This window comes from Aquaticitalea lipolytica, assembly GCF_014641635.1.
Lineage (GTDB): Bacteria > Bacteroidota > Bacteroidia > Flavobacteriales > Flavobacteriaceae > Aquaticitalea > Aquaticitalea lipolytica.
In genome coordinates this window covers 109,506-122,937 of sequence record NZ_BMIC01000006.1, presented here as the reverse complement: position 1 = coordinate 122,937, position 13,432 = coordinate 109,506, and the positions used below count along the sequence as shown (strand labels likewise).

8 protein-coding genes are annotated in these 13,432 nt (G+C 32.2%); 3 read left to right on the top strand and 5 right to left on the bottom strand.

The features are described from left to right. Positions 1–28 precede the first annotated feature (28 nt). From IEW41_RS12560 to IEW41_RS12550, 3 genes are all read right to left on the bottom strand, one after another. Entirely contained in the window at positions 29–2,062 is a 2,034-nt protein-coding gene (locus IEW41_RS12560) for a M3 family metallopeptidase (protein ID WP_188606721.1), read from the bottom strand. Positions 2,063–2,265: 203 nt separating this feature from the next. Further along, positions 2,266–2,748, bottom strand: coding sequence for a 5-(carboxyamino)imidazole ribonucleotide mutase (purE, locus tag IEW41_RS12555; protein ID WP_188606720.1), 483 nt, complete (start codon positions 2,746–2,748; stop codon positions 2,266–2,268). A 2-nt stretch (positions 2,749–2,750) separates the two neighbouring features. After that, a complete protein-coding gene (locus IEW41_RS12550; RefSeq protein ID WP_188606719.1) occupies positions 2,751–3,905 on the bottom strand; it encodes a 5-(carboxyamino)imidazole ribonucleotide synthase in 1,155 nt (384 codons plus the stop codon). Positions 3,906–4,037: 132 nt separating this feature from the next. Here IEW41_RS12550 and IEW41_RS12545 point away from each other — a divergent pair, with 132 nt between their 5' ends. From IEW41_RS12545 to IEW41_RS12535, 3 genes are all read left to right on the top strand, one after another. Continuing rightward, positions 4,038–5,147, top strand: coding sequence for an adenylate kinase (locus IEW41_RS12545; RefSeq protein WP_188606718.1), 1,110 nt, complete (start codon positions 4,038–4,040; stop codon positions 5,145–5,147). 67 nt (positions 5,148–5,214) lie between these two features. Continuing rightward, positions 5,215–6,210 carry a GTPase ObgE gene (obgE, locus tag IEW41_RS12540; protein ID WP_188606717.1) on the top strand — a complete coding sequence of 332 codons (996 nt, stop codon included), beginning with the start codon at positions 5,215–5,217 and terminating at the stop codon, positions 6,208–6,210. Positions 6,211–6,262: 52 nt separating this feature from the next. Continuing rightward, positions 6,263–6,787 carry a DUF4136 domain-containing protein gene (locus IEW41_RS12535; RefSeq protein ID WP_188606716.1) on the top strand — a complete coding sequence of 175 codons (525 nt, stop codon included), beginning with the start codon at positions 6,263–6,265 and terminating at the stop codon, positions 6,785–6,787. A 34-nt stretch (positions 6,788–6,821) separates the two neighbouring features. On the opposite strand, the gene IEW41_RS12530 is transcribed toward IEW41_RS12535, so the two are convergent. Both IEW41_RS12530 and IEW41_RS12525 read right to left on the bottom strand, forming a co-directional pair. Further along, positions 6,822–7,196: a DoxX family membrane protein gene (locus IEW41_RS12530; protein ID WP_188606715.1), complete on the bottom strand. Its 375-nt coding sequence runs from the start codon at positions 7,194–7,196 to the stop codon at positions 6,822–6,824. A 61-nt stretch (positions 7,197–7,257) separates the two neighbouring features. Then, positions 7,258–13,320, bottom strand: coding sequence for an alpha-2-macroglobulin family protein (locus tag IEW41_RS12525; RefSeq protein ID WP_188606714.1), 6,063 nt, complete (start codon positions 13,318–13,320; stop codon positions 7,258–7,260). Between the last annotated feature and the right edge of the window lie 112 nt (positions 13,321–13,432).

The following is a 13,432-nucleotide window of genomic DNA, read 5'->3' as shown; positions in this document are numbered from 1 at the left end:
AATTTATTTCAAAAATACTGTAAAAATTTTAACTTTCAATCAATCCTGCTCTTTTCAATAAAGCATCTGGTTTTGGCTCTTTACCTCTAAAGCGTTTGTATAAAACCATTGGGTCTTCTGTTCCGCCTTGCGACAATACATTGTCTTTAAATTTTTTGGCAACAGAAGAATTAAAAATACCTTCTTCTTTAAAAAATTCAAAAGCATCTGCATCAAGCACTTCAGCCCATTTATAGCTATAGTAACCTGAAGAATAACCACCTTGAAAAATATGAGAAAACGAAGTGCTCATACAATTTTCTTCAACATCTGGAAATAATTGAGTGTCTTTAAAAGCATTGAATTCGTGTGATTTTACATCTTTAATTGAAGTAGGATCAACACCATGCCAGCTCATATCTAATAAACCAAAGCTTAACTGACGCAATGTTTGCATACCTTCATGAAAAGTTGATGATTCTTTTATTTTTGATACTAATTCCATAGGAATTAATTCTCCTGTTTCATAATGTGTAGCAAACAACTCTAAAGCTTCTTTTTCGTAACACCAGTTTTCTAACACTTGGCTTGGTAACTCTACAAAATCCCAATACACACTTGTGCCAGATAAGCTTGGGTAAGTTGTGTTGGCTAGCATGCCATGAAGTGCATGTCCAAACTCATGAAACAGAGTTGTAACTTCATTAAATGTTAGTAATGAAGGTTTACTTTTTGTTGGTTTTGTAAAATTGCAAACTATAGAAATGTGTGGTCTGTCATTAACACCATTTTTTATACTTTGAGATTTAAAAGACGTCATCCATGCGCCATTACGCTTTCCTGGTCTTGGGAAAAAATCGGCATAAAAAACTGAAACCAAATCTCCATTTCCATTTGTTACTTTATAGGTTAGTACATCATCATGGTATTTGTCAATGCTAGTAATGGTTTCAAAATGTAAATCGTATAGCTTATTAGCAACACTAAACACACCGTTTATTACATTTTCTAGCTTAAAATATGGTTTTAGTTTTTCGTCATCTATATTAAATAACTTCTGTTTTAGCTTTTCTGCATAATATGCAGAATCCCATTTTTCTAGTTGCTCAATACCATCTAAATCTTTAGCAAACTTTTGAAGTTGAGAAAATTCTTGTTGTGCAGCAGGTTTAGCTTTTTCAAGTAATTCGTTTAAAAATGCTTCAACTTTTTGAGGTGTTTTAGCCATACGTTCTTCTAAAACAAAATGCGCATGTGTTTTGTAGCCTAATAATTGAGCACGTTCAAAACGAAGTTTAGCAATATTTAAAACATTAGTTTGGTTATCTAAAGCATTACCTTTAAATGCTTTCTTACCTGCAGCTATAGCAAGTTTTTTTCTTAACTCTCTATTATCAGCATAAGTCATAAACGGAATATAACTTGGATAATCTAAAGTAAATAACCAGCCTTCTTTGTCTTTTGATTCTGCTAATTGATGTGCTGCTTCTATGGTTCCTTCTGGTAAACCTGCTAAATCTTTCTCATCTGTTATTAGCATTTCAAAATTGTTAGTTTCTGCTAATACATTTTCACCAAATTTTAATTTTAGTTTGCTTAATTCTTTATCAATTTCACGTAATTTTTTCTTTTTATCTTCTGATAGATTTGCACCATTACGAGAAAAACTTTTGTATTTTTTGTCTAGAAGCGTTTTCTGTTCAGTAGTTAAATCTAAATCATCTTTTGTATCATAAACCGCTTTTACACGTTTAAATAAATCTTCATTTAAACGAATATCATTACTAAATTCTGATAGCAAAGGCGAAACATCTTGTGCTATTTTTTGAATAGTGTCATTAGTTTCAGCAGAATTCAGATTAAAGAAAATACTAGAAATTCTATCTAATTCATGCCCAGAAAAATCTAATGCTTCAATAGTATTGCTAAAGCTTGGTAATTCTGTATTATTTACAATTGCATCAATTTCAGCTTTAGCTTTTTCAATGGCAATTTTAAATGCATCGAGAAAATGCTCGTCTTTAATTTTTGAAAAAGGAGCTGTATTATAAGGTGTATTAAAAGGACTGTTAAGGATATTCATTTTTTTATGCGATGTAAACTTTTACGTTGTAAAGTGTGATAAAATTCTTACTATATAATTGATTTTCTGATAATTAACTTAATTTTTACGTATATTTTGAAATATATTATTATTTTTGCCGAAGATTATATAGAAGTGTCCGTATAAGACTCTGATAAATAATTGATTAATAGCTTTAAAACCTCGACGTAAGTCGGGGTTTTTTAAATTAAATCTTTTGAGGATTCAATAACTTTAGCTTTTAAACCTTCTTTATAAACAATTATTTTGTCTAAAACACATTGGTCTGAACTACCAATAATTTGAGCAGCTAAAATTCCAGCATTTTTTGCGCCATTTAAAGCTACAGTAGCTACAGGAACTCCTCCAGGCATTTGTAATATTGAAAGTACAGAATCCCAACCATCAATAGAGTTGCTACTTTTTACAGGAACTCCAATTACAGGTAATGGTGTTAGTGAGGCAATCATTCCAGGTAAATGCGCAGCTCCACCAGCTCCAGCTATAATAACTGAAAAACCTCTTGTATGAGCATTTTTACCATAATCAAACATTTTTTCAGGTGTACGATGTGCTGAAACAATATCTACTTCAACAACGATATCAAACCCTTTTAAAATATCTATAGCTTCTTGCATTACTGGGAGGTCACTTTTGCTTCCCATAATAATTCCAACTTTACTCATAATTATTCACTTATAACTTTAATAGTATTCTTCACTGTTTCTGCAACTTTTCGCGCTTCGTTTAAATTTTCATTTACAATGGTTACATGTCCCATTTTGCGAAATGGTCTTGTTTGTTTTTTACCATAAATATGAGGTGTTACACCATTCATATCCATTATGGTTTCAATGTTTTTATATAACACGTTTCCATTATAGCCTTCAGCTCCAACCAAATTTACCATAATTCCTGCAACTTTACTATCTGTATTTCCTAAAGGTAAATTTAAAATAGCTCTTAAATGTTGTTCAAATTGTGAAGTATAACTTGCTTCAATAGTTTGGTGACCAGAATTGTGTGGTCTTGGAGCAACTTCGTTTACTAATATTTCATCATCTTTTGTTTGAAACATTTCAACAGCCAATAAGCCAACATGGTTAAAAGCATTTGACACTTTTAAAGCAATGTCTTGAGCCTTTTTGGCAACTTCTTTATCAATTCGCGCAGGACAAATAACATATTCTACTTGGTTGGCTTCTGGATGAAACTCCATTTCAACAACAGGATATGTTTTTATATCACCTTTTACATTTCGGCTAACTATTACTGCGAGTTCATTTTTAAAAGGAATCATAGCTTCAGCAATGCACTCTGTATTTGGTAAATCTTTTAAGTCATCAATTGTTCTAACAACTTTTACACCATTTCCATCATAGCCAAATTGTGCACTTTTCCATACAAATGGGAATTGTAATCCTCCGTTTGATATTGCGTCTTCAATTTCTGAAGTATATGCAAAACGAGAAAATGCTGCAGTTGGGATGTTGTGGTCTAAATAAAATAATTTTTGAGTGGCTTTATTTTGAATTGTTCGGAGTGTTTTTGAAGATGGATATACTTTAATACCTTCTTTTTCTAAAGTTTCAAGTGCATCAACATTAACATTCTCAATTTCAAAAGTTAATACATCTACTTTTTTTCCGAACTCATAAACGGTTTTGTAGTCTAATAAATCACCTTTATAAAATTCGTTACAGGCAATTTTGCAAGGTGCTTCATCACTAGCATCTAATACGCAAGTATAAATATCAAACTTTCTGGTTTCATTAAGCAACATTTTACCTAATTGTCCACCACCAAGAATACCAAGTTTAAAATTTGAAGAAAAATAGCTCATTTTTTGTTGCAGATTCTTTTGGTTTCTGCAAAAATACATTTAAAAATACAACTCTATATAAAAATCGTAAATCAAAAATGGGTATTACTTAATCTATTGATTATCTTTGCCACTTTAAAAATTATTAGAACATTGATTAAGCTTCACGATTTATACTTTAAACCATTTATTTCTGAAAAAGAAATTGAACAAACAGTTCAGAGAATGGCAATTGAAGTTGCTAAAGATTTGAAAGATGAAATTCCAGTATTTATTGGAATTTTAAATGGCTCATTTATGTTTGTTAGTGATTTTGTAAAAAAATATCCAAAGCCTTGTGAAGTAACCTTTATCAAGCTTGCTTCTTACGAAGGTGTAAAATCAACAGAAGACATACAGCGCTTAATTGGTTTGACACAAGATTTAACTGGGAGAACAGTAGTAATCCTTGAAGATATTATCGATTCTGGTAATACTTTAGAAGAGGTTCATCGCATTTTTAGAAATGAAAACGTAAAAGAACTTAAAATTGCAACACTGTTTTACAAGCCTGAAGCTTATAAAAAAGATTACAAGCTACATTACGTTGGTATGAAAATACCTAATAAATTTATAGTTGGTTACGGATTAGATTTTGACGGATTAGGAAGAGATTTACCTGAAATATACCAATTAAAAACAACACAACACATGACAAATTTAGTGCTATTTGGACCTCCAGGAGCAGGAAAAGGGACACAAGCCAACTTTTTAAAAGAAAAATATAATTTAGTGCATATTTCTACAGGAGATGTGTTTCGTTACAATATAAAAAATGAAACAGCTTTAGGAATGTTAGCTAAGTCGTATATGGATAAAGGGCAATTGGTTCCAGACCAAGTTACTATTGACATGTTAAATGCTGAAGTTGAGAAAAATGCTGATGCTAAAGGATTTATTTTTGATGGATTTCCTCGTACAAATGCACAAGCAAAAGCATTAGATGTACTACTTAATGAAAAAGATTCAGAAATAAACGCAATGATTGCTTTAGAGGTTGATGATGAGGTGTTAGTTAAACGATTATTAGAAAGAGGTAAAACTAGCGGAAGACCAGATGATGCCGATGAAAGCATCATCAGAAATAGAATAAAAGAATACTACAATAAAACAGCAATACTTAAAGACTACTATTCAGCACAAAACAAATATTATGGAGTTGACGGTGTTGGAAGTATCGATCAAATTACAGAACGATTAAGCGCTGTTATAGATAAGTTATAGTAACTTTTCTAATTCAATAAATGATAAAGATTTTCCGCTTTCTCGGAAACGAAAAAATAACTACACGATGACTGAAGGGAATTTTGTTGACTATGTAAAAATGTATGTTACTTCTGGAAATGGAGGAAAAGGATCAATGCATTTACATCGCGAAAAGTTTGTTACCAAAGGAGGACCAGATGGAGGTGATGGAGGACGAGGAGGTCATGTGATTATTAGAGGAAACGAAAACCTTTGGACATTACTACACTTAAAATTTAAAAAGCATGTGCAAGCTGGTCATGGAGAACATGGTAGTAAAAGCAGAAGCACAGGTGCTGATGGTCAAGACGAGTACATAGATGTGCCTTTAGGAACTGTGGTTAGAGATGCTGAATCAAATGATATACTTTTTGAGATTACAGAGCATAACCAAGAAAAAATTGTAGTAGAAGGTGGAATGGGAGGCTTAGGAAACTGGCATTTTAGAACTTCTACCAACCAAACACCACGATACGCTCAACCTGGAATACCAAAGCAAGAAAAAGAAATCTTAATGGAACTTAAGGTTTTAGCTGATGTTGGTTTAGTTGGGTTCCCAAATGCAGGTAAATCAACACTTTTATCTGTTATTACTTCTGCAAAACCAAAAATTGCAGATTATGAGTTTACAACCTTAAAGCCTAATTTGGGAATTGTTCAATATCGCGATTTTCAAACTTTTGTTATGGCAGATATTCCTGGAATTATTGAAGGAGCTGCTGAAGGTAAAGGCCTTGGGCACTATTTTTTACGTCATATAGAGCGTAACTCAATCCTTTTATTTCTTATTCCTGCTGATGCTAAAGACATAAAAAAGCAATACGATATTCTGTTAGATGAATTACGTCGTTATAATCCTGAAATGCTAGATAAAGACCGACTTATTGCTATTTCAAAATGTGATATGTTAGACGATGAACTTAAAGCAGAACTCAAAGTAGAGCTAGATAAAGAGCTTCCTATAGATTATATGTTTATTTCTTCAGTAGCACAACAAGGTATAACTGAGTTAAAAGATAAACTCTGGAAAATGCTTAACTAAACAGCATTTTATATTGGCTTTAATTTTTTCATTATCTTTAAAATAAAAAGCCATGAAATCATTTATAACAATACTATTATTGGTGCTAGTTGTTTCTTGCGCACCAATTTATGTTAATTACGATTACGAAAAAACAGCAGATTTTTCTACTTACAAAACCTACAATTATTATTCACAAATGGAAACGGGTTTAAGTGAGTTAGACACCAAACGATTTATTGATGCTTTGAACTTAAAAATGCAGGCAATAGGGCTTTCAATTTCAGATACTCCAGACTTTTACGTAGATATAAAAACTAATGAATTTCATGGCGCACAACGTAATAATGTTGGTTTAGGTGTTGGTGGAGGTGGAGGAAATGTTGGAGGAGGCATTTCAATAGGAATACCAATTGGCCAATCAAACATCAATCGTCAAATTACTCTAGATTTTGTTGATGAAAATAAAGCAGGTTTGTTTTGGCAAGCTGTAAGTGAAAGTTCATACAACCCAAACGCAAGTCCAGAGCAACGTGAAAAACAAATGAAAGCCATTGTAGAAAAGGTGTTGTCTAAATATCCACCAAAAAAGAAATAAAAAAAAAGGCTTCAAATGTGAAGCCTTTTTTGTTTTATACAGCAAGTAAATCTTTATACTTGTCTCTGTAAGCATAAAGCATTACAATATTTAAAACTAATAAAATTAGTGCTCCTGCAATATCTGAAGGGCTTAAATAGATGTGAAAAAGTACAGCGTTTATAGAAACACTCATTAAAATGATAGCCATTAAAGCTCCATATTTATTAAAAATAAACGTTAAGCCAGCCAACAACTCTACTGCTCCAACAAGGTACAATGTTTTTGTTGACATTAGCGCTGTCATATAATTCATTACAGCTTCTGGTAAATTTTCTGGAGCTGGAATGAAATTAAAAAACTTGTTTGCACCAAAAATGGCAATTAAAATTCCGAAAACAATTCGGATAATAGTTAATGCTTTATTCATAATTTTAAATGTATTAGTTAGTGAATTAAATTTATGAAAAAAACAAATCCGTTTAACGAAATTAATCAACCTTCACTCTAATGCCTTCACTATGACTGCTAAATTCTGGAGCATACATACTTTGAATGGTTGTAATACCATTACTCATATTTCCAGCATTATTTACTCTTAAATCATACTCAAAAACATAAATCCCTTTTGGTAAATAGTCAAAAAAGAAGTTGGTTGAAGCATCTTTAGTTGCTTCATAATAACCTAATCCATCTTGCCATTTGTATTGAGACAGAACATTAATTGGTTCAAAACCTGCAGCACGCATATCTTTCATGTGGATAAACTCCATATCTCTATCACTGCGTAATTCAATACGAACTCTTACCAAGTCACCAACTTTTAAAGCAGTAGCTTCTGTGATTTCTGAAATTTGTTCACCTTTATCTGTATTCGTTTTAAGGAATAATTTTTTCTTCAGTTTTAAAGGAGTTTCAGCAGAGGTTATCTTATCTAAATCTTCAAAATATTGCCAATACAAACTTCCCCAAGCAATTCCATTACCTTTTTTAGTCAGCTTTACTGTTGCCATTTCAGGTTTAATTTCTGAAGAATTCCATGATGTTTTATAATAACCTGTTCCAGCCTCAACTTTTACATTATCTAATTTTGAAGGTTCTATGTTTTTGTTTCCAACCAAAACATCAACTGCATCTGTAACACTTAACCAATCACTTCCTTGAAGCAATAAGGCATATACAGCTTCGGTAGTTGCTTTTGTGGTTTTCCAGCTATTGGTTTGTTTGTTTTTAAGCAACCATATTTTTAGGTTATCTACAGTTTTGGTGTCATTTTCAATTTCTGAAAACGCTTCAATCATTAAAGCTTGGGTTTCAATTGGCGCTTGGTACCAATACCATGAACTTGTGTTTTCCTTCCAGTACATACCTAACTCGTCATTAGTGATGCTATTCTCTTTTAATGATTTTAAGATTTTGGCAGCTGTTTTTTTATCTCCCATTCTGTACATTACTAAAGCCATCAATCCTTTTGAGTACAATGGTTTATTTAGCCAATATTTTTTAATTTGTGAATGATAGTAATCAATCACTTCTTTAACTTCTTTAGATGTTTTAGTATCTGACATAAAGCTTCGCATATACATAAACTGAAGTTGTGTTGAGCTTAAATGGTCTTTACTTAAATCGGCTTTTACATTGTATTTTTTAATGTCTTTATATTCTTGAACAAATTCATCATCAAGATAGGCAATCGCTTTGTTTACCATTTGTGATGTCTCAATTTTTCCAGATGCATTAGTAAGATGATTTAAATGTGTAAAACCTGTGATGATATGTTGTGTAATGTAACGGTTTGGTCGTCCACCTTCAAACCAAGGCCAAGCACCATTGCTCATTTGGTTGTTTTCTAATTTGCGTTTTGCTGATTGTAATTCATTATTCATTTTGTTTAAATCGAATAATAGAGCGATGCGTTTTTTCTGTTCGGTTTCAGATTGTGCGTCATGTAACCAAGGTGTTTCTTGAATAAGAATGCTTTTTAACTCTTCATTTTTTTCTAGATTGCTAATTAATGCGTCTGTGTTTTTCCATTGGTTGAACACTTCTTGAATCCTCGGATTGCTATTCGCAATATGACTAGCTAAGGCATTAGCATAAAATCGTGAAAAGGTTTGCTCGTTACATTCATAAGGATATTCCATCAAATAAGGCAAAGCTTGCACAGCATACCAAGCAGGATTAGAAGTCATCTCTAATGTTAATTTATGATGCTTTAACGTTGTTGAGGTATTTGTTTTTAGCTTATCTAATGTAAACGTTCTTGTTTCGTTAGAGCGAATCCACATTGGTAGTGTTTCAGTTACTAGCATTCTGTTGGTTAGAACTGGTAATGCATTTTGCTCACCATCACTAAAATCACCCGATTTGGCTATGATTTTATACTGAACAGCATCAACATCATCTGGAATGGTTAAATTCCAAGATACTTGTGTGTTGCCTTTAGCGTCGACAGAAAAGGTCTCGACTGAGCTCGACATGACAAGTACTTGTGAGATGTCTTTTCCAGTCATCGCATCAGTCAATTCTAATTTTGCTTGACCTAATAATTGTTTATCTGTAAGGTTTGCAATTTTTGTGCTTATGGTAATTTGATCACCTTGACGTAAAAAACGTGGTGCATTTGGTATGACCATTAGCTCTTTTTGAGTGACAGTTTCTAATGTTTTTGTTGCACTTTCCAAGGTTTTGGTATGAGCTAACAACTGCAATTTCCATTTGGTTAATGCTTCTGGAGTTGTAAAATTAAAACTCACATTACCTTCAGCATCTGTTTGTAATTGTGGGAAGAAAAAAGCTGTTTCTTGAAGGTTTTTACGGATTGTTACATTGTCAAAGGGTTCTTCTTTTTTAGTGATTTCAGAAGTAATTTTTCCACCACTTTCTTCATCTCTTGAATTAAAGACTAATGCTTTTTTGCTTTCTGAAATGTATCCAACAGAATCATCCATAACAGCAGACACTTCCATCATTTCGTCTTCGACTACCATAACTCCTGCTGCTCTTCCTCTAATAGATTTACTGAAATACTGCATACCATCGTCAAAATAAAACCCAAACCAATTCAGTTGGTCATAATTTTGAGTAGGATAACTAAAATAGCGTTGGTCATCGTTATAAACTCTAAAGTTGCTTGTGCCAAAGCTTCGGTTGGCGTTTCGTCTGCTATACGAATTGTACGTAGACTTGTATAAAGGGTTGAAACTCCAACTGTGTGGTGTAAATTGGTCTAAAGATGCATCGTACATACTTGCTAATAGTTCAGCGCTAACTTTGTCGCCTTTTGGACCTTTAACTTTAAAGCTCCAAGTTTCATCAGTACCTGGTTGTAGTTTATCTCTGAATGTTGTGGTTTCTATCTCTAAATCGGTTTTAGGATAAGGAACCGAAATGAGTTCGGTACCAGATTGAAACGTATTATAAACAGCACAACTATAATGAACAGCAAAGCTACCAACATCATCTTTATTTACAGGAATGGCTATCGTTTTTTTGTTATTGCTTAATGGAATGATATAGGTATTGATGATTTTTTGGTCTTTTTCAATATCGACAGTAATAGTTATGTTTTCTGCTGCACTACCAAAAGTTAAAATTACATTCTCACCAGTTTTGTAGTTAGATTTATCAGTTGTAACGCTAAATAATTGATGGTCTGCAAGTATATTGTCGTTATCGCTATATAAGCTAGTTTTGACTTCGTCTTTAACGAGTTGACCAAACTTATCTTTGCTCTCCAGTACAATAACATATTGCCCAGACTCCCATTTTTTAATATTACCAAGTTCTAATGCTTTAGATTTAGAGGTGTCGAAATTTTGCTCTAATACCAGTTTACCTTTTTCCCAAGTGTCTGCATTGTGCTCATCATCATAAGCTTCATAAGGGAATAAGCGTTTGAACTCCTCTTTAGTCATCGATTTGTAATCTGGAGCAGACCAAGGACGTGGACGTAATGCTGATTGTGGAGCAATAAGTTTGTATATTTTTGTGGTTCCTGTAGCTGGTACAAATTCTCCATTTAGGTTTTTAGTATCGATAGACAATTTATGGTCCTTTTTTGTTTTGTCTAACTGATTTGCTACTGTGATGTTTGCTGTTAAAGCATGATAGCCAACATTTACAACCGTTGTAGCACTTCGGGTTTCGCCATTAACATCTGTAACATCTGCAGTAATTTCATAATTAAAAATTGGCAATGAGGTTTTATCAACACTTTCATCTGGAATGGCTTTAAACGTTACTTCAAAATTACCAGAAGCATCAGTTATCGTTTCGCCATGTGCGATTTCCTGTGGTTCACTATTAAACCAAGGTCTGTACCAATAGTACCAACTTGGGTATTGTACCTTACGATGTACACGATATACCACTTTAGCATCAGTAATATTACTTCTTGTATAAGCCAATGCATTTCCTTTTACTGTAACCGAATCGTTAACCTTGAACGTTTCTGTAACAGGATTAAATTTGGTTTCAAATTTTGGACGTTTATATTCTTCAACCGAAAAGTTTGAATGTGCATAAAAGCTTATATTTTTAGAATGCAACTCAATATTAAACTGTCCTGTAAGTCCACTATTTGGTAGAATGAACTCACTAGCAATAGAACCAAATTCATTGGTTTTAAGTTCTGTTTTTTTAAGTTCTTCACCATTAACATCATATAGTGTAGCTTCAATCAATTCGTTTGGCATTACTGAAGATGCACCTTCTTTAGTTGACATAACAATACCTTTAAAGTAAACCACTTGTCCAGGTCTGTAAATACTTCTGTCGGTAAACAAAAACGCATTACATATTGTGCTATTAGTATTATCATTTCTGTTATAATAACCATTGATGTAGTAATTATCGAAATTAGCAGTTTCGCCATTATATTTTACTTCTACATCAATGTTATAATATCTGTTATTAGATTTTTCAAATTCTATTTCACCTTTTTTATTAGCTACTAAATTTTTGGTTTCGTAATTGCCATTGTAGTTAGTTTGATAAGTGATTTTTACTTGCGCTCCAACCAAAGGTTGACCATTATTTCGGTTTATAACTTGAAAAATTTCCTTTTCATAACTAGTATTAGCCACTAATGCAATAGTTGTAACTTGTATTGTTTTATAGGCAAAGCTGTTTTTTTCATTGCCATAATTGGCAAAAATCACATAATGACCATTGTCTAATTTAGGTAGAACAATTTCTGTAGAATGGCTTTGGTAGTCGTTCTCGTTACGTAAATTACTTTGCCATTCTTTAGCAACCTTAAGTTTTTTAAAAAATGCTAATTGCTCATCTTGTCTGTAAGTTTTATTTAAAGCTTCGCGCTGACTATCAGAGATATGATATACTTTAAATTGTAAAGCTTCAATGTTAGTATAATTAATTAAAATCAATGCGTTTTGCTGAGTTGGTAATGTGTTTTCGGCTGTTAATTGTAAATTAGATTGTAGTATTTGAGATTTTAAAACTTTACATTTTTCTGCACCTTTACTATTAGGATATTGACTTATAACAGTATTACAAATGTCGAGTGCATCTTTAATTTCCCAACGAGGTTTTATATTAGTTTTTGGATTGTAGTTTTGACCTTGTTGTCTGTAAATAGAAGCAATTTCAAAATCGTATAAAGCAGAAACATCAACTTTAGCGCTTTTCCATCGTTTGCTTTCAGCTTTTAATGTTTCAAGTAATAATGCTTCTTTATTCTCTAAGGTGGTGTTTTGTGATACAAATTGAAGACGTTCAATATCTACATCAACAAAAGCATAGGGTGATGCATCAGTTGAATGAAACCTTAGTAAACTTTTATAAATCTTTAAAGCGTGTAATTGTAATGAAGTAGAATCTTTAGATTCGATATTTAATACAGAAAATGTTGAGCCATCACTTAAAAAATCTGGATTATCAATTTCAAATTTATAAGCAGGTTGTGTGATACTATTTTCGTCAGTTTTATAAAACTGTAAAGCATTATGGTTTAGTAAATCAAAAAGCGTAGGTCTGTAAATTTTTGAATCTTTTTGTTCATGAATAATAGCTTTATAATCATCTAATTTAGTGGTTTGAAGTATTAGACCATTCTCTAAAGAGTTTTGAAAATGTAAATGAATCACATTAAATAAAGTCTGTAAATCCCAAGTTCTAAAATCATCAGCATCTACTTTATTTTCTGTATTTGTTCTATTATAAAATTGATATCTGTTTTGCTCAAAATATTGCCAATATAAAGTGGCCAACATGTTTTCTAATACATTTTTTGTTGGTGTTTCGCTAGTTTTTATTTCAGCTCTAAAATCGTTTATAATCTTAAGTTGTGCATCTTCCTCCAAAACTAAAGCGTACTTGCTTTTGTATAGCAAAGCCTTTATAATTTGAGGTGTATTATTCTCCTTTTTTGCTTGATCTGTGATCTGCTGAACTATATCTAAAGCAGATTTAGGTAGTCCTTCGGTTTCAAGCTTTTCAACTTTTTTCCAAAGGCTACTGTAGTCGTTAGACTGAGCATTAGAGAAATTAGCAAAGAGTATAATCATCAAAACTGTTATAAAATATTTCATATTAATCAATTTTTTAAGCAATATAAACGCATACTTTCGTTTATAAAACTACCAATGAGTGAAAGCCCATTTTGGTATAGTGAAAGTAAGAATTTTATAAGTAAACGCTTAT